This is a genomic window from Leptolyngbya sp. PL-A3 (genome assembly GCF_039962325.1).
GTDB lineage: Bacteria > Cyanobacteriota > Cyanobacteriia > Elainellales > Elainellaceae > Vacuolonema.
In genome coordinates, this window is record NZ_JAMPLB010000010.1 from 32,223 (window position 1) to 54,014 (window position 21,792).

The following is a 21,792-nucleotide window of genomic DNA, read 5'->3' on the forward strand; positions in this document are numbered from 1 at the left end:
AGAGAAGGCGTGGAACGTAGTCTGACGTTTGGGGTTTTCCCGCATTCATATCCTTCTCTTTTGCTGAGCTGGCAGCATTATGTAGGTTGATGAAGTACAAAAAGCAGTGTGTGGTGCTACGCACCACACACTGCTTTTTGTACTTCATCAAATTGAATACTGAAATGGATTCAGGGCCTGCTTGAAAGGCCATTTTTTCGTGCACTTCCTGCACGAAAAAATGAACCTTTCAGCCAGCTTTAAAGCGCGTCCTACCGAGGACGAACAAATCGGCTATTCGCCCGTACTAAGCAAATCTGATCGTTATTTCCGATCGATACTTTAAGCCAAGGCAGCCCTCGGGAATCTGTCATTGTCGCAAATCCAGCGGGAGTCGTATTGGCAGTTAATACTGTTCCCGTCGCGAAACGGCGTACAACGCCCCAGTTCACCACATCCCTGCGGGGAAGGCGCGCATCCGGTGCATACCATTCTGCAGGCATTTGGCTCGACCAACGACAATTCAAGCCATTTGGGTCAGGATCAACTACTTGCCAGGAACTATGGCTGGTACGCGCTGTGTAGTCACCATTCGCATTGGGTTGAGGTAATCGTGCTTGCTGGGCAGCCACCACCGAAGAAGTAGACAGAACTCCTACAATGGCCAGCAATACAAGGGCTCTCGCTTTCATAAATATGAACCTTTCAACAAAAACGATAATCAGGATAGAAAAGTGTCCGAAAAGTTTATTCTTTTTCGCACTCTCTACAGAAGAAACTAGCTTTACTAGAACGGATAAACATTCTTGAAAACTAAATTCAAAGGGCTGAATTCTTCTGTTTTAGTGCAACTCTCAAACACTTTTTAGAACTACAACAGAACCTGAAAGCAATACGGAAAAATGCGATTAAATAATGGGAACTTCACCCATTCGGGTGATTATTTAGTCAAGGTGAATAACCCAGCTCAATTAAACCTACGGTGCTTTGCACTTGAATCAGCTACGGTTGTTTTTGTGAGAGCCACGCGGAACATGGCTCTCACAAAAACAATCAGATTTTAAGCGTTTGAAAAGCGCTGTAAAATTCAAAAAACCATGCTCCTTACCACACTAAGGCATGAGTTTTGGGTCTTGTTTCATTAAGTTGCACTGTTAATCCAAAAAGCAGGGATTGGTAGAAACTACTCCTAGAACGATTGAGTGAATAAACAATAAGTGGCTCATACTGTTTTTATATGAAGCTGCACAGAATGAGAGTTGCGGCGGGTACCCGCCGCAACTCTCATTCTGTGCAGCTTCACATTGATTTGGTATCAGCCAATTAACAGATAACCCAAAAGACGATGCTGACTGCATTGTGGCCAACATAGCCTTCAAATTAAATGGTTAACGATGACCACTTACTCAGGCTTGGTCCCGGAATGCTGAAGTTTTGTGATGGCTTTTGAATTTAATGCACACTTCTGGCAATTCTAAAAATAGGCATTTGCCTTTTTATAGCCATTGAGAAGCAGGTAAACCTGTTCAATAATTGGAACTGCAATCTTCAAGCGTTCCAATCTATTGCATTGGAGGTTGTCCTCCGGGCGATCGCTATAAACAGGCCAATGTTCAAGCAGGTACTAAACATTGGGAGGAAAGGCTGTGGTGCGGATACCTCGCGTCCTGATTACGGGGTTAATTGTGGGGGTGTCCCTGGCGGTAGTGCCGCTCGTTCCGCGACTTGTGCACCCTGCACCGCGATCGCTCACTCTACTGCCCACAGATTGGCCCGGCGATCAGGGCTTCATTGCTATCCAGGAGTTGGGCTTAGACAAAAGCCATGGCTTGGATCTGAATCTACCAGCGATCAAGACATCAGACGATATCGTCCAGGCATTTCGCAATGGCACCACAGATGTTTTAAATTTCACCCTCGATGTTGCCATCAACCTGGCAGCCACGGATCCCGATATGGCTGTCATCTATGCCTATAACGAATCGAGTGGAGCCGATGGCATGGTTGCCCGCAAGGAGATCCGTACCCTGGCTGACCTACGGGGCAAACGGATTGGAGCAGAAACGGGAGCCACCAGCCACTACCTGCTGTTGGCTATTCTAAAGAAAGCCGGGTTAACCCTGGATGACATTACTTATATTGATGTGCAAGCCGATGAGGTCAACCAGGCCCTCGAAACAGGTCAGGTTGATGCCGTCGTCACCTGGGAACCGAACCTAAGCACAGCAGTGGCATTGCCCAACATGCACATTCTCACCACATCTCGAGATTTTCCCAATTTGATTCTGAATGTACTTGTGGTTCGCAAGTCAAAACTGCAAGCTAATCGAGATTCCTATATTCAGCTCGTGGAAGCCTGGGATCAGATGCGGGCAACGTGTGAAACCGAAGCAGATCGCTGCTGGCAGCTACTTTCGGCAATCAACAATCGCCCCAGCGAAGCTCTTAAAGCCGAGGCCGATGGCATTCGTTTTCTACGGCTTGAAGACAACCACCGATTGTTTGCCCCCCAAGGCGGACCGAACACCGTTGCGGCACAATTGCAAGCGACCTACGACTTTCTGAAAAGTACGAATCCCAACCTATCAGACTTTGACCCTCAATCCCTTTACGAGCCATCCATTGTAGAGGCGGCCCGACCATGACATGGCAGTATTCCAACCGGGTTTCAAACTAAAATCACTGATTCTGGCTACCTATGGGGCATTTTTGGGCAGCTGGGGTGCTGTTGTACTCACCCATGCGATGCATGACACGGCGACGCATGCCCATACCTGGCGAGAGGTTGGGCACCAGGAAACCCTATTCATCGGTCTGGTTTTAGACCGCGCCTTCAAGACGGGCGATCGCGTCGCTGTAGAAGCGGCCCTATCTCGGCTGTCTGTAATTGGGGGGCGTGTAGATGTCCTGGTGGTCGGGTCAGAGGGAACCGTGCTGGCCCGTCAGCGGGGAGATTCCCATTGGGATACCGAAGGCGATCGCGCTTCTTCTCCTGCTGCATGGCAAGACCTGGCAGAAGAGGCCATGCGATCGCTCCGCCTCTCCTCGGCCCCTGGCCCCAAACCCTACTACCACAACTATGCCCTCCCATTGACCAACCAGCAAGGTCAGGTGGCTGCGGCTCTGGTGGTGCGAGTGAACTGGCAGCGGGAGTATCAGGAGGTCTGGCGATCGGTAACAATCCGACTTCTGCGGCAGGGACTGGTGGGCATCGCTCTGGTAGCCCTGGTGGAAGCCCTGGTGCAATGGGGTTTGTTTGCACCCGTTCAGCAGCTCATTCAATTAAGCCAGTCGGTATCTCAGGGCAATTTGCAGGCTCGCTTCCACTTCTCCGGCAGTGTACTGGAGTTGACGATGCTGGGACAAACGTTTAACCACATGCTCGAAGTTCTAAGCACTCAGCAAACCCAGCTTCAGGATCTCAATAACAATCTAGAAACCATGGTTCGTGTCAGAACCGAGGAATTGCAATGCCAGAAGGAGTTGGCCCAGATCACCCTGCAATCCATTGAAGACGCTGTCATTACAACCAACTCGGCAGGCCAAATTCAGGCCATGAACTCGGCAGCTGAACGGTTGACAGGATGGCAAGAAGCCACTGCCGTGGGATGTCTGTTACCCCAAGTTTTGCAGATGCGAAGTATTGAGGGAGAGGAGATCGTGCCTGCCTGCCTGCAACAGGTGCTTCAGGGCAGCCCCGTAATGAGTTTGACCCATGACAACACCTTGCATCCCCGAAGCGGTCAGGCTTTTGCGGTGCACTACTCGGCCGCTCCCATCCGCCTTGGGGGCGACATTATTGGGGCTGTGCTGGTGCTGCGAGATATGACAGAGGCTCTCTCCCTCTCCCAAAAACTCTCCTGGCAGGCCAGTCACGATGCGCTAACCGGGCTAATCAACCGCCATGAGTTTGAGGTTTGCCTGCAACAGGCCATGTCCACAGCCCATAGCAGCAACCTGAAGCATGTTTTCTGCTATCTCGACCTCGACCAATTCAAAATTGTGAATGACACTTGCGGTCATTGCGCAGGAGATGAACTCCTCATCCTGATTGCTCAGCTTATGCACGAGCAGGTCCGCAAAAGCGATGTCTTTGCTCGGTTAGGGGGCGATGAGTTTGGGGTGTTGCTATGGGATTGCTCTCCGGAAACAGCGATGAACATTGCCCAACTGTTGTGCGATCGCGTCCATAATTTCCGCTTCTCCTGGCAGGATAAGGTTTTTACCATCGGGGTCAGCATTGGCCTGGTAGTGGTTGATGACAATTTTCAGAACCATACCCAGGTACTCAGTGCGGCTGATTCTGCTTGCTATGCAGCCAAAGCCGGAGGCCGCAACCGGATTCATGTGTATCGGCAAGACGACGAGGATCTGATGCGCCAGCGCAACGAGCGTCAGTGGGTTTCCCAAATCACCCGGGCACTCGAAGAGGAACGGTTCCAACTTTATTACCAGCGAGTACAGCCAATCCAATCGGGCCAATTGGCAACACCGCGACCTTACATTGAAATTCTGCTGCGCATGATAGGCCTGGACGGTCAGCCCATCCCTCCGATGGCATTTATTCCAGCGGCTGAACGGTATGACCTAATGCCCAAGCTTGACCGTTGGGTGATTGATCACTTATTTGCGACTCTGTACATCCGTATGCAGCAACCCGATCCACGATGGAGTGGGATGACCCTGGGGCCATACTGCCATCTTGATGGCATCTATGCGGTGAATTTATCGGGAGCCAGCCTCAGTGACGAACATCTGGTGGACTTTATTCGTGAGCGCTTGAGCCACTATCAGATTCCCCCCAGCATGATTTGCTTTGAAGTGACGGAGACAGCAGCGATCGCCAATCTCAAAAAAGCTGTTGCGCTCATTCAGGATCTCAAACGCATGGGGTGTCACTTTGCTTTGGATGACTTTGGTAGCGGCATGTCATCCTTCGCCTACCTGAAGACTTTGCCAGTAGATTACCTCAAGATCGACGGCATGTTTATCAAAGATATGATGACCGATGTACTGGATCTAGCCATGGTCAACGCCATTAATCAGGTCGGCCATGCCATGAATTTGCTCACCATTGCCGAATTCGTCGAGAATGACGAAATCACCGAAAAGCTAAAACAAATCGGCGTTGATTACGCTCAGGGCTATGGGATCTCGTTTCCTCAACCATTTTTGGCACGAGAATTTGACACCGTGGAGGCCGTCTATCAGCTCTAAAGCCGGAAACTGCTGTCTGAGACGAGCGGTTTTCGGGCTGGATTTCAGCATGAGAATAACTGGGAAATCAACCCATGAGGGGGTTCTCTCACCTCCGAACCTTCGCAAACTTAAGCCGTCGAGTACTATGGCGATATGATGACTTCAAGAACTGTATCTGTAGTAGCAATCGGGCCGTGGCAAACAAAAACGAAACCCCTGCACTGATTCTGTCTCTGCTCGTGACCCTGGCCTTAATCGGGGCTGGAGCCTGGTGGTTTGTGGGCCGCTTCAATGTGGGAAATGTCTTGCGTCCCTCCTCACCCACGGCGACGGCTCCCGATGCACCAGACCAGGGCACTTCCCCCGGGACCGATACCCCCATTGCTCAACGATTGAGCCTGGGACAACAAGTCTTATTTCCCCAGGGTGCGTCTGAAGACAAAACAGCGGCGGTGGCGGCGATCGCCAACCAGAACTACTCAGAAGCCGTACGTCTGTTAGAAGCCTCACTGCAACAGAACTCCAACGACCCTGAAGCCCTAATTTATCTGAATAATGCTCGGATTGGAGATGGCCCGTCTTACACCATCGCCGTTTCGGTACCGGCTGGCACGGTCACTAATGTAGCGCTGGAAATACTGCGGGGCGTTGCCCAAGCTCAGAATCAGGTAAACCAGGCAGGGGGCATCAACGGTACTCCCTTGCGGGTGCTCATTGCCAGTGATGATGACGATCTGGATACGGTGAAAACCGTTGCCCGTAGCCTGGTGGATGACTCCAAGGTGCTGGCGGTTATTGGCCATTTCAGCAGTAACGCGTCGCTGGCGGCTGCGCCCATTTATAACGAGGGGAAACTCGTTATGATTTCTCCCACCAGTACCTCCATCCAGTTGTCGGGGCAGGGGAATTATATTTTTCGCACCGTGCCGAGCGATCGCTTTACCGCCACGGCCCTTTCCCGACACTTAATGAATACAGGACAGCAGCGCAACGTTGTCGTCTTTTTCAACGGCCAGAGCGACTATAGCATCTCCCTTAAAAACGAGTTCTCTACGGCCTTTGCAACGGACGGCGGGCAAATTCTATCAGAGGTAGATATTACAGGTAACGGGTTTGATCCTGGGAATGCTGTAAAGGCAGCCCAACAGCAACAAGCTGAAGCGCTGGTTTTGTTAACCAACTCTGGCAACATCGATACCGCGATTCAAATGGTTGCGGTAAACCGCCGACAGTTGCCCCTGGTGGGTGGCGATGGCCTTTATAGCCCCAAGTTGTTGCAAATTGGCGGTGCCAATAGCGAAGGGATGGTCGTTACAGTACCCTGGATTATCCAGGCCAATGCTCAATCGCCATTCACCAAAACGGCCCGGCAACTCTGGGGGGGAGATATTAACTGGCGTACAGCAACAGCCTATGATGCTGTGATTGCCATTGTTGAAGGATTGCGCGCCAATCCCACTCGCGAAGGTATTGACACAACGCTTCGAAACTCTAGCTTTGCCGTTGAAGGGGCAACCGGAAGCATCCGCTTTTTGGCATCGGGCGATCGCAATCTTCCCATGCAACTGGTAAAAGTCGCTCCTGGTTCCCGCTCAGGCTTTGGGTATGATTTTGTGCCTGCTCAATAACGCCTAAACTCATCGCTATGCTGGCTATATGCATCACACACCATAGCCAACAAAAACACACTAGTACGCTGAGGCGGAAATCCATCACCTATGTTTTGTGTGGGGTGCTTCGCACCCCACACAAAACATAGGTTGTGAACTTAGGCCGCAGCCTACTAGGGATAGTGAGCTTACACAAGCCCTAGAATCAACAGACCTCCTGCGTGAGTCGTTGCGCGGCGGAGCCGCGCAACGACTCACGCCCCCAAAAACGATTCATACAGAAGGTCTTTTAATGCACGATCCTAGCGATGCCACATCCATGGATGCTTTATACGTTTAACTACGAACACTAAACAGAGAAATAACGTGCAACAGATAATTGTAATTAACGTTTCTCGAATATTAGGGGACACAATCAGCAGAAAGCCCTGATCTTTAATGAGAGCCGAGAAGCTAGAAACGCAAAACGGCATTAGATAGAGCCTAAATAGTTGCCAGTGATCACGTCGACCATCTCTACTAGAGGATACACTCAAGATTAATCCGGTACCAATAACAGCACTGATTCCTAATGAATTAATCCAAAGTTTGAGAGATGAATCAAAGTAGAAGTAAACGGTAACCAGATACCAAATGAGATAGCACCAGAGAACAGCTTTAGCTGGCTTAATCTCATAAAAATATCTAACCAGCCATTTCATGTTGCCACTCTCAAGAGTTGAATTAGCATTCAACATACACTCACTCTTTAAAGTGAATGTGTAACAAGGAGTGCAATTTCGATCGCTCTAACTCAACGACCTTCTACTTCTCAAAAGATGTTGAATAGGGTTGGGGTGTAACGTCAGAATTTGAAGAGGCTGAGCTCGGTAGCCAGTAAATTTTACATACTGTGAGCGAGGGTTGGGCGATCGCTGTAGCCAAAATCGTTTGAAGCAGCATCAGCAATGCTCCAACGAGGGTAATGCATGCAATCAACAGAGTACAGTAAATCATAAAAACCCTGAATACTATAAAAGTCGAGTCTGTAGCCTTTGGATAAGAGCTTACCCCTAGAATGCCCGTCCCTCGCACAAATTATAAAGCCGCCACAAAATCTGATATTAACCAGGGGGTGAAATGGAGCGCCAAACTATAGTTGACGTTCCATTTCACCCCCCAGCTAGCAACACCCAGAACTGAAGATGTACATGATGCAAAGCACCATGTACATCCCGAGTTTAAGTTTTGCTGGGTAGAAGGCTCATGCTAGAGTATGGGCCTTTAAACAACAAGGTTTTACTGAGGGGGCTGGTATTGATCGTAGGTAAACGAAGCCCCACTCAAGTTCAGATTTGCCGCAGATACGCCCTGTACAACACCAATGAGCTCCGCTACTGCTAATTGATTGCCCTTGATATAAATTCCAGCTCCACTGACAGAACCCAGAGTTACATTCTGAACAATGTATTGGGATGCGTTATTGATGAGCTGAATTTTGTCTTGACCAACGGCGAAGTCTGTAATCAGCGCATAGTCGGTTGTCCCAGAGGAGAGAAAGCTATTGTCGATATAGTAGTTCCCACCCGTTGGGGTCAAGGCCTGCCCTAGCACGAACGTGTCATTGCCTGCACCACCTGTTAATCGATCAATTTCACCCCGACCATTGAATGTTCCCACTAGCCGATCGCTACCCGTACCACTTAGCAAATTATCACTACCTGTGTGGCCATAGAGGTTATCATCTCCACCCAAGCCTCGCAGGGTGTCATTCCCTAACCCACCACTAATTTGGTTATTTAGTGCATTACCTCTACCTGATTGAGCGGTGGTGGTGTTGGAAACCAGTTCCAGGTTTTCAACATAATCAGACAGGGTGTAGTTGAGAACAGATTTGAGAATGACGCGATCGGTTCCACTTGAAGCCGAGCTGCTGTCGGCGACCACATCACCCACGTTATCGACATAGTAAGTATCGCTACCTGTACCCCCATACATGAAGTCTGCGCCAAAGCCACCGTCTAGAAGGTCAGCCTCGCTGCCGCCATAGAGAGTATCGCTACCCGAACCGCCCAGAAGTGTATCGGCGCCGCCTAATCCTTGCAAAACATTGTTGCCAATATTACCCGTAATACGATTTTGGAGGTTGTTGCCTGTGCCGTTGAGGTTATTGTTAACAGCAGGTTGCCCAGGAAGTGAGATCAGGCTTTGTAATTCGAGGTTCTCTACATAATTCCCCAAGGTGTAGGAGACGTATGAATGAACTGTGTCATTTCCTGCTCCGTTTTGTTCAACAACACTATCAATAAATAAACTTCCCCCTGTCACAACATAGGTGTCATTTCCTGCACCACCATACATGGTGTCAATACCTGAGCCCCCATCCAATAAATCGTTTCCGCCTAATCCATACAGGATATCTTCCCCACCCAACCCATACATTTGATCATCCTGTTCACTCCCAACCAGTTGAGGGCGAGTAACGTTATTTTCATTGGAATTGGTACCAGTAACCAGCATTACAGTTCTCCAGAAGGAATGGGTTATTTTAGGTAGTTCATGGCAGCGCAGCAGAGCCTATGCCTACGGTTCGTTGCCCCGTTGACGAATAGGATTTTCCAAACTTGAGGAAGCTTTTTTCTGAGACTTAAGCCTGCAACAATTGGAGATTTTGAATCACTTGAATGGTGAATTGTAGGAGCGCTTTCTCAAGAGCAGAAACTCTTTTTGCAATTCATCCATTTCGCAGTTTTATCAGTGCTTTGCTGTGTTTATTGAACTCTATGTTTATGACTATAATTTGCGATTTTGTGTGTGTCGTTACAGAAAAGGTCTGGAGTTAGCGTTAGCAAAAGCCCCTCTATCCCTTGCCCCGCCTAAGCTTTCTTTAGAGGTTATTGATTCCTCACCCGATCGCACGACCACCCCTCACCCATCTGGGGGATACTCTCAGTAGGCTTAAAAATTACCTGAAATCACCCAAAGCTATACTCTGACAGTGGTTGTAAAAAGTGTGAGAAGCAGCCTCTAAAAAACCTGAAGTTCTGGAAAGTTCAGTTGTCGCTAGTCCCACAGGAAATTTACTTATAAAGTAACAGTCTGCTTTCTCCTGAGATGCCCAAATAGAGGACACCCCAGCAAATAACATACCGTTTCTATACAAAGCGGAGGTCGTATCAGATCATACATAAAACCCAGGAGAGGAGCTTTTCTGCCACTAAGTTACAGAAAAACTCCTCTTCGGTTCTGGTACTGGGAAGGTGCAGAATGTTAATTATGAGAAGGAGAGCATGGGGCTTAGTCTCATACTCTCCTTCTCAGGATAATCAAAATAGCAAAATTATTATTAGCGCCCTCTATCCCTTTCCAAATCAGCAATCACTTTACTGACAATCCAGCCAGTTGGTCGATTTGGGTATTGGCTCTGCATTTGCCGAATTAATCAGGGTTCCCTCTTTCGGCTTTCAGTGCCGATCGCGGTTCAGATCGAAGAGGGCTTTCTCGTAACACCACTGCTCAGGCTTATCGGGATAACTATCCAAAAGGTTTTGAATTAGACGATCGGCAGCGGCGCGATCGCCATGTAGCAATTTCTCCAATTGTGGGTAAGCCCGCGTAGGCTTACGTCGTTTGGGCTGAGCTTGTGCGCGCGGACGGGTGCGATCGCTCACACTTCCCTTGGCTAACACGGGCGCTGACGAGCGCTGACGAGCGGTAGGCGATCGCTTAGATGAATAAGGCTTGAGGGCGATGGGCTTGGGCCGCTGTTGTTCTCGGATGATGGACAGCAGCAGGCCAAGCAAACCCAGGGTGATCGCTACGCAGACAAGCAGAGCAAGATAAAGCATGAAGCCCCTGAAGGCATGACAATAGTTGCAAGCTCTCAATTTTTAAGATTGAAAGCTTCTCCTTAGAATGCCCCTGGCTTCCCTAAACGGCTCATGCAAAGACCAGGAATTGCTGGCTTGGCAATTGTAGGGATGATGGATAGAAGCATTACCTTGCATGATGGATGGAGAGCGATCGCAATGAAGATACGCTTATTTGAAGCACAGGATGCTGAACAAATCGCGCAACTGTTTCATGACACAATCCGTGAAGTGAATGTGCGCGATTATTCCGTGAATCAGGTTAAGGCCTGGGCTCCTGACGACATCCACTTTAGAAACTGGGTTGAGGTTTGTTCTAACCGATTTACCTATGTGGCAGAGGATGAGGGTGTGATTGCTGGATTCGGAGAGCTAGAGGCAGATGGACATATCGACTGCTTTTACTGTCATAAAAACTATATAGGTCGTGGTGTAGGTCGGCAAATCTATCAGACTATCGAAGCGAAAGCTGTTGAGCTAGGGTTAAGCCGATTGTTTGTTGAAGCCAGCATTACCGCGAAGCCGTTTTTTGAGCGGATGGGATTTTCAGTTGTCAAAGAACAGCAAGTATCTCGCGGAGGCGAAACGTTCATCAACTATGCAATGGAAAAGTTCCTGTAGCTAATAGCGAAACAATTCCCACGACACTGACTTTGCAGAACTGCTGTCAGTTCTTTGATTGGCGATCGCTTCCCATTATCACAAAAGAAATGACAGGTTATTAAACACACGCCCCTAAATAACAGACTGTTCGCCGCTGCTTTCGATGTAACGGCGTAAAACCGAGTTGATTAAAGCTCGATATTCTCCACCTTGAGCTTGAAACCATTTCAAAATGTCGGGCTCAAGCTGTACCAAATGCTGAGCTTGAGGTGCAGGAATTCTTAAGGTAGCGTTCTCAAAAAACTCTGCAGTCAATGGAGGGATGTCAGAATAGTCAATCCCTTCATCATCCATTGACTCCAATGCTTCCCAATTAGTACGAGAGGTATTGCTTAAGTCTTTGCCGCTCATATCGATTTGCCCTTCGTGCTGAAATGATCCGAATTACATCATTTTGTCGCTCTGTCCAAACCACAACCGCCACACCGTTGCCTAGAAACCCAATACCAAACCAGCGATCCTCACCATAGTCAAAGCGATCGTCCAACTCAATCAGCATTGGGCTTTCAAACATCTCAGGAACATCAGCGAAATCAATCTCATGTTTACGAATGTTTTCTAAGTTTTTCGCTTCGTCCCACTCAAACTGCATGAAGGCCTAAATACCTTAGTTAGCGTATATCTATTATCTTGTATGACATCTCAAATCAGCAAATGCCATAGAGCTGCTATTTCCCAACAAGCAAGGCAATTTGATTGACTTTGCAGCGAATTCGGGAAGGCGATCGCATCCTCGTCTCTCAGTTCTGAGCATGAGGACTAGATTTGGACTACATAACCAATTGGCTATATTCTGAAAACCTCATTCTCTCATTCAGAAAGATGAAGCTTTAGAGCTGCAATAGTTACTTTTCCGTTTGAATAGTTGCCCCTCCAGGCAACCCATCACAGGAGGAAACCATGGTAATGACCCAACAAAATGACCATCAATTAGCGGCGATGTGGGCACATGAACTGCTAAAAAATAGCAATTTCTGCATTCTTGATACTGAGACAACGGGTCTAGGGAGTACAGATGAAATAGTGCAAATTGCAATACTAAGCAATTTAGGTTATCCGCTTTTTAACTCCCTGGTAAAGCCCACCTGCCCTATTGGGGCACGGGCAACCGACATCCACGGAATTGATGATGAGGACGTAGAAAATGCCCCAACATTTTCCCAGCTGTTAGTGCCAATACTCCAAGCTGTAGGGAACAAAGACCTAGTTATCTATAACGCTGAGTATGACTTGAAGTTGATTCGTCAATCGCTGCGCCCATACGGAATTCACTTAGCTTTCCCCACAAGCGATCGGCGGCAATGTCGCGTTTTTCTCAATGGCGGCTCCATCCATTGCGCCATGCTTCAGTATTCGGCCTGGTGTGGAGAGTGGAACGATTACCACGGTAATTATCGCTGGCAGAAGCTGCCAGGAGGCGATCACTCTGCTCTGGGAGATTGCAAAGCCACATTGTCAGTCATGCGTCGGATGGCGGCAAGTTACCAAGAGGGGGCTTAGTTGTAGCTATGAATGAAGTTGAATCTTTGTGTGCCTCGCAAACAATTACTTAGGAAATGTATATGTCAAGTAAAGAAATTGAAGCGATCGCCTGGGGTGTGTTTGTTGGTTGTGGAATTGCATTGATAGTTGCACCTATCATCTGGTTTGTTGAGGATAGGCTCAGTTTCGACCAATGCGTCAATGAAAGGCCCCTCGATAGCTGCATTGATGAATATCGAATAAAGCGTGGTCTGGAACCACGAGAGGATTAATTTATTACCCATTGCAGTGCTATGAAAGCAAATCATTGGTTTTTCACTGCTACACCTGAACCTGGCCGTCTTTCCTATCCAGTGCTATGGGAGCCTCGATTGATTAGGGTAACCATTGCTTTAGATGGTGGAAGGCTTAAAGCTCTACTCCGTGTCGGTTATGAGGTTAAGTAAGAAATGGATAAAGACACAGAAATTCAACGCCTTAAAAACCTGGTTAATGGATTAGCTAGTGAGCTTATTCACGTCTATGCAACCTTGCAAGAAGGTCCTTTCAAAGGTAAAAATGATGCTTTCTTTGAAAGCAAGATTAATGACCTCAAACTGTTAATAAAAACCTCCAGGATGGAGGCTAAAATAGTCCGACTATTTTCCTTTCCAGCGGGTGAAGACGCTGAAACAATGCCAGGAGGCGGACTTGAACCGCCGACACGAGGATTTTCAGTCCTCTGCTCTACCAACTGAGCTATCCCGGCTGGGATGAAGTAAACGTCAAACCTTTTCGGTGAGGGCGTTTCGCTTCGTGCGCCCGTTTCCCGAGCGCTTACTGATAGTAACAAAGGGTCAAAACATTTTGCAAGGTGTTTTTAAAAAAAAGTGGAAGTTTTTTTTGAAATGCCTCGCGGGTGGGAAGGGCGATCGCCTCACACCCCTCATTCTGCCTATGGTTGAGAGCGGTATTGGGGGAAGGAGAGTGGGAGCGATCGCCAAAAAAAGCTTTTTGGGCGGCGGGTAACCACAACTCACATGTTGCCCCTTGGTCTTAAAGAACAACATCTTTTATGGATAGGCATCTTGCCTGCCCAACGCTTAGCCAGACAAGATGCCCGCCCCCAGAAAAACCCCACTTCAAGCGAGAATTGCCGGGCAGATAGTAGGCGACCTGGGTTTCTCCCAGCAAGTCATCTAAAATAGACTTCAACCACAGACTGCTGCCACTATGACTGCGCCGACCGAACTAGACACTGCTCAGACCAGTCCTCCGCCAGCGGATGCCACGCCTAAGGGCACTCCCGACACGGAGGTCGAAGACGAACTCCCCTATGACGTGGAGATGTCGCTGTTCGACCACCTCGAAGAGTTGCGGCAGCGGATCTTCTACGCCTTAATTGCCGTCGTTGCAGGGATAATTGGCTGCTTCGTCTTCGTCAATCGCATTGTGCAACTGCTGGAAGTCCCCGCTCAGGGCGTGAAATTTCTGCAATTGTCGCCAGGCGAGTACTTCTTTGTGTCGATCAAGGTGGCGGGATACAGTGGCCTGCTGGTAGCCAGTCCCTTCGTCCTCTATCAGATCATCCAGTTCGTGCTGCCGGGGCTAACCCGCAAAGAGCGACGGCTGATTGGGCCGATCGTGCTCGGATCGAGCCTCCTGTTTGTAGGTGGACTATTTTTCGCCTACATTGCCCTCATTCCCGCCGCGCTTAACTTCTTCATCAGCTATGGTGCAGATGTAGTAGAGCAGCTCTGGTCAATCGATCGCTACTTCGAGTTTGTGCTGCTGCTGCTGTTTAGCACCGGGTTGGCCTTCCAAATTCCTGTTATTCAAATGCTGCTGGGGTTATTAGGAATTGTGACCTCGAAGCAAATGCTGTCGGGCTGGCGCTTTGTCATCCTGGGCGGGGCCATTCTGGGGGCCGTACTCACCCCCTCCACCGACCCAGTGACTCAGAGCTTGCTGGCAGGGGCAATTCTACTGCTGTACTTCGGCGGCATTGGAATGACCAAGCTGCTAGGTAAATAGGCAAACGTCAGGATATTTTGAATAGTGTTGATAGGGCGTGCGCAAAGCGTACGCCCTATTCTTTATAGACTTACGTATTCTGGTTGTGCGTAGGATGCCAAGCAACCTACGCACAACCAGAATACGTAAGCCATGGTTTAGAGAGGTGGGGAATGGCTGAGATTACCTATGCCGACTTTGAGAAAGTCGAAATCCGCGCAGGCCGGATTATTCGCGTTGAGGAGTTTCCAAAGGCTCGGAAGCCTGCCTATAAGTTGTGGATTGATTTTGGGGAGCTGGGCACGAAGAGGTCGAGTGCCCAAATTACAGATTTTTATACGCCAGAGACACTACTGAATCGGCAGGTTTTAGCGGTAACGAATTTTCCACCCCGACAGGTAGCCGATTTTATGTCAGAGGTGCTGGTGTTGGGAGTGGTGCTGGATGGTGGAGCAGTAGCCCTGATTCAGCCCGACCGGGAAGTGCCACTGGGGTTACGGGTGTTGTAGCGAGTTTGAGGACATTCCTTGGGAGGGCAATCGGCTACAGTGGGATTTCTTGGGTCAGGGCAGGTTTGATAGGGAGTCCCTGGCTTCGTTGTCTGTTGACGGCAAAACCTGCCCCTACAGATTTGGATGGAGGTTTGTGTCTTAAAGGAACCGATGGGGCGATCGCGCCACCTATAGGCATAGGGCGTAGGGGCGGGTTTAGCAGATACCTCCCACTTCTCACCATTAACCTGACGGCAAAACCCGCCCTTTCCCAAACGGCTGGGGTTTTACGTCATTCCAACATCCACTCGGAGGCGCGATCGCCCAAATCTAGCGCCACACTCACGGCCTTACCGAGGCGCGGGCGTTCACTCGTCTGGTCAATATAGGCCTGCACCTGGTGAGAGCTGCCCCAGGCGTTGAGATATTGGGCGATGTCATTCAAATGATCGAAATACTCCTCCTCTGACATCGGGAAAGACGCCTGCTCCAGGTACTTCCACATCACCTGAAAAAATACCTTCCCCTGCACCTTGCGAAGCTGCACATCAAAGGAGCAGCCCCATTTACTCACGATCATTTGATGAAGTTCTTCCCCCGTCATGCCCGACCCCTGTAACAAAACTTTGCAATCGATGGGTTTAACCCGTATGGAATCTAGAAGATGCAATAATACAGACTGTAAATCAATGCCGCGTTCGGCTGATGGGCCAGGGTGCCCAATATTGGCTCAGCCTGAAACACCAGGGGTCATCGCGGCGGTTGCCGATCCATTTCGTAGCTTATCCGATTCACATCATGACTCAAGTTTCTGGAAATGCTGACGTGCCTGATTTGGGGCGGCGGCAGTTTATGAACCTCCTCACGTTTGGGGCGGTAACGGGGACGGCGCTGGGCGCTCTGTATCCGGTTGTGAAATACTTCATCCCCCCCTCCAGCGGTGGCGCGGGTGGTGGCGTAACAGCCAAAGATGCGCTGGGTAACGACGTTGTTGTCAGCGACTACTTAACCTCTCATAAAGAGGGCGATCGCTCGCTGGTTCAGGGCCTCAAGGGTGACCCCACCTATCTGGTTGTAGAAGATGGCGCGATCGCCACTTACGCAATCAACGCGGTTTGTACCCACCTGGGTTGCGTTGTGCCCTGGAACGCAAGTGCTAACAAGTTCATCTGCCCCTGCCACGGGTCGCAATACGACAACACGGGTAAAGTGGTTCGGGGTCCGGCTCCCCTGTCCTTGGCTCTGGCACATTCCGATGTGACCGAGGACGGCAAGGTAACCCTCACCCCCTGGACGGAGCAAGACTTCCGCACGGGTGACAATCCCTGGTGGTCCTAATCTCTCGTTGTACCAAATCTTTATTGTCAAACCCCTGGTTGAGAACAGATATCCGATGAAATCAACAATTTGGTCGTCTGTGCCTGCACGTATTCAAACAGGCCTCCGAGCAACCCTGGCGGTATTGGCGGCGATCGCCCTCTGCTTCGGCAGCGATCTGCTCCATCCCCAGGCCGCTCAAGCCTATCCTTTCTGGGCACAGCAAAACTACGCCAGCCCCCGCGAAGCGACGGGTCGCATCGTGTGTGCAAACTGCCACCTGGCCGCAAAACCTGCGGAAATCGAAGTACCCCAGGCGGTTCTTCCCGATACCGTCTTCAAAGCCGTTGTCAAGATCCCCTATGACCACAGCATTCAGCAGGTCACCAGCACCGGCGAAAAGGGCTCCCTGAACGTGGGTGCCGTGCTGATGCTGCCTGAAGGGTTCAAGATTGCTCCCGAAGATCGGATTCCTGAAGAAATGAAGGAAGAAGTGGGCCCCAACTACCTCTTCACGAGCTATGCCGAAGGCCAGGACAACATCGTGATCGTAGGGCCTCTGCCCGGCGATCAGTATGAGGAAATCGTATTCCCCGTACTGTCTCCCGATCCTGGTAGCGACAAGGCTATCCACTTTGGTAAGTACTCCGTTCACCTGGGTGCTAACCGCGGTCGCGGTCAGGTTTACCCCACGGGTGAAAAGAGCAACAACACCGTTTACAACGCCTCTGCGGCGGGTACTGTAACGGCGATCGCTCAAAACGCTGACGGTAGCGCTGCGGTTACTATCGCAACTGCCGATGGTGAAGTGGTTGACGCAATTCCCGCTGGCCCTCAACTGATCGTCTCTGAAGGCGACGAGGTAACCGCTGGGCAAGCGCTGACCAACGACCCCAACGTGGGTGGCTTCGGTCAGAAAGACACCGAAATCGTGCTGCAAAGCCCCAACCGCATCAAGGGTCTGATCGCCTTTGTTGCAGCGGTGATGCTGTCGCAAATCATGCTGGTGCTGAAGAAGAAACAGGTCGAGCGTGTTCAAGAAGCCGAAATGTCCTTCTAAGTTAACCCGCTGAGTTTCAGACCCCCGGTGTTTTTATAAATACCGGGGGTCTTTGTATTTATAGCAATATGCAAATACGTTAATCACACCACCATACTTAACCAACAGGCACAGCGCTATAAGACAATGCAGCAACAGCAATTCTCAGTATGGGCTTCAAAGCCGAGAGGGCGCGCCCTCTCGGCTTTGAAGCCCGAAAACTGCGCGCCAAAGGCGCGCAGTTTTCGGGCCTGATTTCAAAATGAGAATTGCTGATGCAGCAACCAAATATGGGGAAAAGTTTCAGAAAACTTGAGTGACGACGCTAGAGATGCGTGATACATTTTGCTTCAATTCCGCTACTCTTGAGAGTCAGTGTGGAGCTTTAGGGCAAAATGGTACATCCTCGGTTTGGTTCTAAGGTGATTTCAGGCAGGTTGGTGCAAGCGTCTCAACCTACAGGCTGTGTTTCGTTGGCGGTGCGATCGCTATCCTGGTTAACCCTGCTGGCTCTCCTGCTACCTCTGGCAAAACCCGCCACCGCGCAGGTGGTGGATGGATTACCCCCAGCCCCCTTGCCTCCGGCTCAACCCTATGGGGTGCCGAGTTCCACACCATCAGTTTCCGTACCACCGCCCACCACGGCAGCACCCGCTCAGCCCATGGGCACCGTGATGCCGACCATTCGCTCCTACATTGTGGTGGTAGATGGAGATAGCCCATTACTGTTATCTCAAGTGCAGCAGGTAGAACCGGAGGCGACGATTGTACCGATAGAAGGGCGATCGCTGATTCAGGCTGGAGTGTTTGGTGATGAGGCCGCAGCTACGCAGCAAGTGCAACGGTTGAGTGAACGAGGCATTGTATCGCGGGTGGTGGCTGCGGCTCCTTTGACGCAACCCGCTCCCGTTGCGGAGGCAACCCCTGCACCGCAACCCGTTGCCCAAGCAGACTTAAATCAACAAGCGGATCTGAATCAAGTCGAGGGGTTCCCTATCCCAGAACTGCCCACAACGGTCGTTCCCCAAGAACTAGAGTTTGAGCCTTTAACTCCCTTAGAAAACCAACCGGCTCCCTCTGGCGAGCGATCGACTAGAGATGATGCGCAGGAAGCAAGGCGGGATTATTACATTGTGATTCCCGCGTCGGATGAGGATCTAGCGGACATCAGTGAACAAGTGGTTCGGATGGCCTATGGATTTCGCTTGACCCGGTTAGTGGAAGAACGGGATTCTCCCCTCGGCCCTCATGTACGAGTCGGCCCCTTCAACGGACGTAGCGCCGCAGAACGGTGGAATAACTATTTCCGTGACTTTGGAATGGATGCGCGAGTGTACTTCCGCCGGTAACGGATTGGGGTGGACGTGACGCCTGAGCCTTCAAATATCGGTGTTGAAGCTTGGTTAACGGCAGAGGTCCGGCGTGGAATGGGATAGTGTTTTGACATCTATCCACGATTAGCAACCACCAAGAGAGGAACTGTGGCCATTTTCCCTGGCATGGTAGGGCCAAGCGCCCTCAACCGACCATTAATTCTCGACCGGTTTGTGGTCACCGCAGAGCAGATGCGGGCCATTGAATCGCGGGTCTTTGCAGCGGGAATGCCGGTGCCGGCCTTGATGGAAAAGGCAGCCGGGTTGGTTGCTCAACGCATCATCGCCCTCTATCCAGCAACCTCTACAACCTTTGGCGTGTTGGTAGGGCCAGGGCACAATGGCGGCGATGCTCTGGTCGTAGCGCGGGAACTGCACGTGCAAGGATATTCCATACAGATCTATTGCCCCTTTGAGCGGTTGAAGGAATTAACGGATGCCCATGCCCGCTATGCGCGCTCGCTCACCATTCCATTCGCGTCATCCCTTGAAGCGTTAGCCACCTGTGATGTTTTGATTGATGGGCTGTTTGGCTTTGGGCTGGAGCGATCGCTCACTGACCCCATCGCTACCGCGATCGCCACCCTGAACACCTGGCAAAAGCCCCTGCTCAGCATCGACCTTCCCTCGGGCATCCATACAGACACCGGAGAGGTTTTGGGTATTGCTATCCGGGCAACCCATACGTTTTGTTTGGGCCTGTGGAAGCGAGCGTTCATGCAGGACGCGGCGCTGGAATATATCGGGACAGTCGAGCGGGTTGATTTTGGTTTGCCCGTGGCAGATGTGCAGGCCGTCGTGGGCGAACCGGAAGTGGAGCGAATGACAAACGAAGGAGCGATCGCTCTCCTGCCCCTTCCGCGTCCCGCTGACACGCACAAATACAAACAGGGCAACCTGCTCCTTATTGCCGGGTCGCGCACCTATCCGGGAGCCGCCATCCTGACAGCATTAGCAGCCCGGGCCAGTGGAGTAGGCATGCTCACGATGGCCGTACCGCAATCCCTCGCGCCGTTGCTTGTGGCTCAGGTGCCCGATGCTCTGGTGGTCGGTTTGCCAGAAACAGACGGAGCGATCGCCCATCTCCCCGCCGATTTAGATCTGAGTCGTTACAGCACGATCGCCTGTGGCCCTGGTCTTACGCCCCATCCCACCGCTGTTATAGAAGCCTTACTGGCGAGCGATCGCCCCCTGGTACTGGATGCCGACGGATTGAACATTCTGGCGGCACGGCAGGGTTGGGAGGTGCGATCGCGATCGGCTCCCACCATTCTGACGCCACATTTAGGAGAGTTTCGTCGATTGTTCCCTCAGGCAGAAGGGGTGGATCGGATTGCTCTGGCTCAAGCAGCGGCGCGCAGCAGTGGCGCAATTGTATTGCTGAAAGGGGCACGGGTGGCGATCGCCCATCCAGAATCGGGGAAAGTCTGGGTGAATCCTGAAAGTACTCCTGCCCTGGCGCGGGGTGGCAGTGGTGATGTCTTAACCGGGCTCTTGAGCGGCTTGCTGGCTCAGGCTACGCTGATGAAAATGCCACCCGAAGGAGCCGTTCAAGCCGCAACCTGGTGGCATTCCCAGGCGGCACGATGGGCAGCCCAGCGGCGAACGGAATTGGGGGTGGATGCCGTCACCCTTGCTCACTCTCTCATCCCAGCACTGCAATGGAACCTCTCACCGTAGCGTTTGGCGATCGCCTGAAAGCCGTGGCAATGCAGGTGCCAGAAGATGCTCCTTTGGATACCGTGCTGGAGTTGATGCAAATTCCACATCCCCGTCCAGTGCTGGTATTAATTGGCGGGGCCAGCCAGATCAGCGCCAGCGATCAGCAGCTCCTTCGCAGCCTATTTGTGCAAGTGCTGGCCCCCTTGGCTCAAACCCTCAACGCCGTCGTGGTCGATGGCGGCACTGACGCAGGCATCATGCGCATGATGGGCCGCGCCCGTATCCGCACCCGTGGCACCTTTCCCCTGCTTGGCGTGGCTCCGGTCGGGCTGGTAGCCCTGCCTGATCAACCTCTACCCAACACGGATGCGGCCTATTTAGAACCCCACCACACTCACTTCCTGATGATTCCCGGTGCCCAGTGGGGGGCGGAGTCTGAGTGGATTGCTCGACTTGCGACGGCGATCGCTCAGGACGAACCCTCTGTTACTCTCCTCATCAACGGCGGCGAGGTGAGCTGGTTGGATACTCGCGAGAATGTCGAGGAGGGACGACCTGTCATTGCGATCGCGGGTAGTGGCCGTACCGCCGATGTCCTCGCCACTGCTTTGGAAGGCAAGATCACCGACGAACGTGCCCACCGCATCGTTAAATCAGGGCTACTACAAGCAATTCATTTGCGTAGTCCCAAACATCTGACCCAGGTCATCGAGCAGATACTATCGCGGTAGCGTACAACCCATGTAATCCGGTGAGGTCAGTTTAGTTTTGAGAAACCGGACAGAGTGCGGTTTCTCAAAACTAAACTTCCTGGTTCTGAGCGCATAGCACTATATCTGATTCCAGTTCATTCACTTTAGTTTGGACTAATCCGGTTCTTGGATTGCTGTACCGGATCACATAGCAAACGTGCAAGATACAGCATCACCGAACTACGCCTAAAGAAATAGAACAAAGCTGATCTCTAACAATACTCTGGACAGTTTTTCTGAAACCCTTGATTTTGCGTGCGCTTCGCGTACGCAAAATCAAGGGTTTCAGAAAAACTGTCCGAACTAATGCTCTAAAAAAGATGAGAAAATTCTCCTCAGCCTAAATCAAAGCCCAGGAATTGCCCACCTAGTTTTGGAGAACTGA

The 21,792-nt window shown here is 50.9% G+C and carries 22 protein-coding genes and 1 tRNA gene; 14 read left to right on the top strand and 9 right to left on the bottom strand.

The window, feature by feature from the left end; genetic code table 11:
* Nucleotides 1-251: 251 nt before the first annotated feature.
* Nucleotides 252-671, bottom strand: coding sequence for a hypothetical protein (locus NDI52_RS10045; RefSeq protein WP_190771816.1), 420 nt, complete (start codon nt 669-671; stop codon nt 252-254).
* 954 nt (nt 672-1,625) lie between these two features.
* Between NDI52_RS10045 and NDI52_RS10050 the strand changes: the two genes are divergently transcribed.
* From NDI52_RS10050 to NDI52_RS10060, 3 genes are all read left to right on the top strand, one after another.
* Nucleotides 1,626-2,624: an ABC transporter substrate-binding protein gene (locus NDI52_RS10050; RefSeq protein ID WP_190770580.1), complete on the top strand. Its 999-nt coding sequence runs from the start codon at nt 1,626-1,628 to the stop codon at nt 2,622-2,624.
* A 1-nt stretch (nt 2,625) separates the two neighbouring features.
* Nucleotides 2,626-5,196: an EAL domain-containing protein gene (locus tag NDI52_RS10055; RefSeq protein ID WP_190770581.1), complete on the top strand. Its 2,571-nt coding sequence runs from the start codon at nt 2,626-2,628 to the stop codon at nt 5,194-5,196.
* A gap of 176 nt (nt 5,197-5,372) precedes the next feature.
* Entirely contained in the window at nt 5,373-6,806 is a 1,434-nt protein-coding gene (locus tag NDI52_RS10060; protein WP_190770582.1) for an ABC transporter substrate-binding protein, read from the top strand.
* Between the two features lie 786 nt (nt 6,807-7,592).
* Here the strand turns inward: NDI52_RS10060 and NDI52_RS10065 are convergent.
* The 3 genes from NDI52_RS10065 to NDI52_RS10075 all read right to left on the bottom strand — a co-directional run bounded on the left by NDI52_RS10065 (nt 7,593) and on the right by NDI52_RS10075 (nt 10,615).
* A complete protein-coding gene (locus NDI52_RS10065; protein ID WP_190789307.1) occupies nt 7,593-7,784 on the bottom strand; it encodes a hypothetical protein in 192 nt (63 codons plus the stop codon).
* 282 nt (nt 7,785-8,066) lie between these two features.
* A complete protein-coding gene (locus NDI52_RS10070; protein ID WP_190770583.1) occupies nt 8,067-9,287 on the bottom strand; it encodes a calcium-binding protein in 1,221 nt (406 codons plus the stop codon).
* Nucleotides 9,288-10,231: 944 nt separating this feature from the next.
* A complete protein-coding gene (locus NDI52_RS10075) occupies nt 10,232-10,615 on the bottom strand; it encodes a hypothetical protein (protein WP_190770584.1) in 384 nt (127 codons plus the stop codon).
* Nucleotides 10,616-10,795: 180 nt separating this feature from the next.
* Between NDI52_RS10075 and NDI52_RS10080 the strand changes: the two genes are divergently transcribed.
* Nucleotides 10,796-11,257, top strand: coding sequence for a GNAT family N-acetyltransferase (locus NDI52_RS10080; protein WP_190770670.1), 462 nt, complete (start codon nt 10,796-10,798; stop codon nt 11,255-11,257).
* A gap of 114 nt (nt 11,258-11,371) precedes the next feature.
* Here NDI52_RS10080 and NDI52_RS10085 read toward each other — a convergent pair whose 3' ends face one another.
* A complete protein-coding gene (locus tag NDI52_RS10085; protein WP_190770585.1) occupies nt 11,372-11,650 on the bottom strand; it encodes a BrnA antitoxin family protein in 279 nt (92 codons plus the stop codon).
* Complete coding sequence (locus tag NDI52_RS10090) at nt 11,613-11,891, bottom strand: BrnT family toxin (RefSeq protein ID WP_190770586.1); 279 nt, start codon at nt 11,889-11,891, stop codon at nt 11,613-11,615. The genes NDI52_RS10085 and NDI52_RS10090 overlap by 38 nt, the downstream gene beginning before the upstream one ends.
* Before the next feature lie 308 nt (nt 11,892-12,199).
* Here NDI52_RS10090 and NDI52_RS10095 point away from each other — a divergent pair, with 308 nt between their 5' ends.
* Both NDI52_RS10095 and NDI52_RS10100 read left to right on the top strand, forming a co-directional pair.
* Entirely contained in the window at nt 12,200-12,799 is a 600-nt protein-coding gene (locus NDI52_RS10095; protein ID WP_199307731.1) for a 3'-5' exonuclease, read from the top strand.
* Between the two features lie 62 nt (nt 12,800-12,861).
* Complete coding sequence (locus NDI52_RS10100; RefSeq protein WP_190770587.1) at nt 12,862-13,053, top strand: hypothetical protein; 192 nt, start codon at nt 12,862-12,864, stop codon at nt 13,051-13,053.
* A 403-nt stretch (nt 13,054-13,456) separates the two neighbouring features.
* Here the strand turns inward: NDI52_RS10100 and NDI52_RS10105 are convergent.
* A tRNA-Phe gene (locus tag NDI52_RS10105) sits at nt 13,457-13,529 on the bottom strand.
* A 134-nt stretch (nt 13,530-13,663) separates the two neighbouring features.
* Between NDI52_RS10105 and NDI52_RS10110 the strand changes: the two genes are divergently transcribed.
* The 3 genes from NDI52_RS10110 (at nt 13,664) to NDI52_RS10120 (ending at nt 15,282) form a co-directional block, all read left to right on the top strand.
* Nucleotides 13,664-13,789, top strand: a complete 126-nt coding sequence (locus tag NDI52_RS10110; protein ID WP_277874374.1) for a hypothetical protein — start codon at nt 13,664-13,666, stop codon at nt 13,787-13,789.
* A gap of 204 nt (nt 13,790-13,993) precedes the next feature.
* Entirely contained in the window at nt 13,994-14,794 is an 801-nt protein-coding gene (gene tatC, locus NDI52_RS10115; RefSeq protein WP_190770589.1) for a twin-arginine translocase subunit TatC, read from the top strand.
* Nucleotides 14,795-14,946: 152 nt separating this feature from the next.
* Nucleotides 14,947-15,282 carry a tRNA-binding protein gene (locus tag NDI52_RS10120; protein WP_190770590.1) on the top strand — a complete coding sequence of 112 codons (336 nt, stop codon included), beginning with the start codon at nt 14,947-14,949 and terminating at the stop codon, nt 15,280-15,282.
* Between the two features lie 34 nt (nt 15,283-15,316).
* Here the strand turns inward: NDI52_RS10120 and NDI52_RS10125 are convergent, their stop codons facing one another.
* Together NDI52_RS10125 and NDI52_RS10130 are read right to left on the bottom strand one after the other, a co-directional pair.
* Complete coding sequence (locus NDI52_RS10125; protein ID WP_190770591.1) at nt 15,317-15,463, bottom strand: hypothetical protein; 147 nt, start codon at nt 15,461-15,463, stop codon at nt 15,317-15,319.
* A 93-nt stretch (nt 15,464-15,556) separates the two neighbouring features.
* Nucleotides 15,557-15,868 (bottom strand): DUF3067 family protein, encoded by a 312-nt coding sequence (locus NDI52_RS10130; RefSeq protein ID WP_190770592.1) that lies wholly within the window; start codon nt 15,866-15,868, stop codon nt 15,557-15,559.
* 194 nt (nt 15,869-16,062) lie between these two features.
* On the opposite strand from NDI52_RS10130, the gene petC reads away from it, so the two are divergent.
* From petC to NDI52_RS10155, 5 genes are all read left to right on the top strand, one after another.
* The gene (petC, locus tag NDI52_RS10135; protein WP_190770593.1) at nt 16,063-16,602 is read left to right on the top strand and encodes a cytochrome b6-f complex iron-sulfur subunit; all 540 of its coding nucleotides are present in this window, start codon (nt 16,063-16,065) and stop codon (nt 16,600-16,602) included.
* A gap of 55 nt (nt 16,603-16,657) precedes the next feature.
* Nucleotides 16,658-17,641 carry a cytochrome f gene (petA, locus tag NDI52_RS10140; protein WP_190770594.1) on the top strand — a complete coding sequence of 328 codons (984 nt, stop codon included), beginning with the start codon at nt 16,658-16,660 and terminating at the stop codon, nt 17,639-17,641.
* A 374-nt stretch (nt 17,642-18,015) separates the two neighbouring features.
* A complete protein-coding gene (locus tag NDI52_RS10145; RefSeq protein ID WP_190770595.1) occupies nt 18,016-18,969 on the top strand; it encodes a hypothetical protein in 954 nt (317 codons plus the stop codon).
* Between the two features lie 150 nt (nt 18,970-19,119).
* Nucleotides 19,120-20,673: an NAD(P)H-hydrate dehydratase gene (locus NDI52_RS10150; protein WP_190770672.1), complete on the top strand. Its 1,554-nt coding sequence runs from the start codon at nt 19,120-19,122 to the stop codon at nt 20,671-20,673.
* Nucleotides 20,655-21,386 carry a hypothetical protein gene (locus NDI52_RS10155; protein ID WP_190770596.1) on the top strand — a complete coding sequence of 244 codons (732 nt, stop codon included), beginning with the start codon at nt 20,655-20,657 and terminating at the stop codon, nt 21,384-21,386. The genes NDI52_RS10150 and NDI52_RS10155 overlap by 19 nt, the downstream gene beginning before the upstream one ends.
* Nucleotides 21,387-21,792 lie beyond the last annotated feature (406 nt).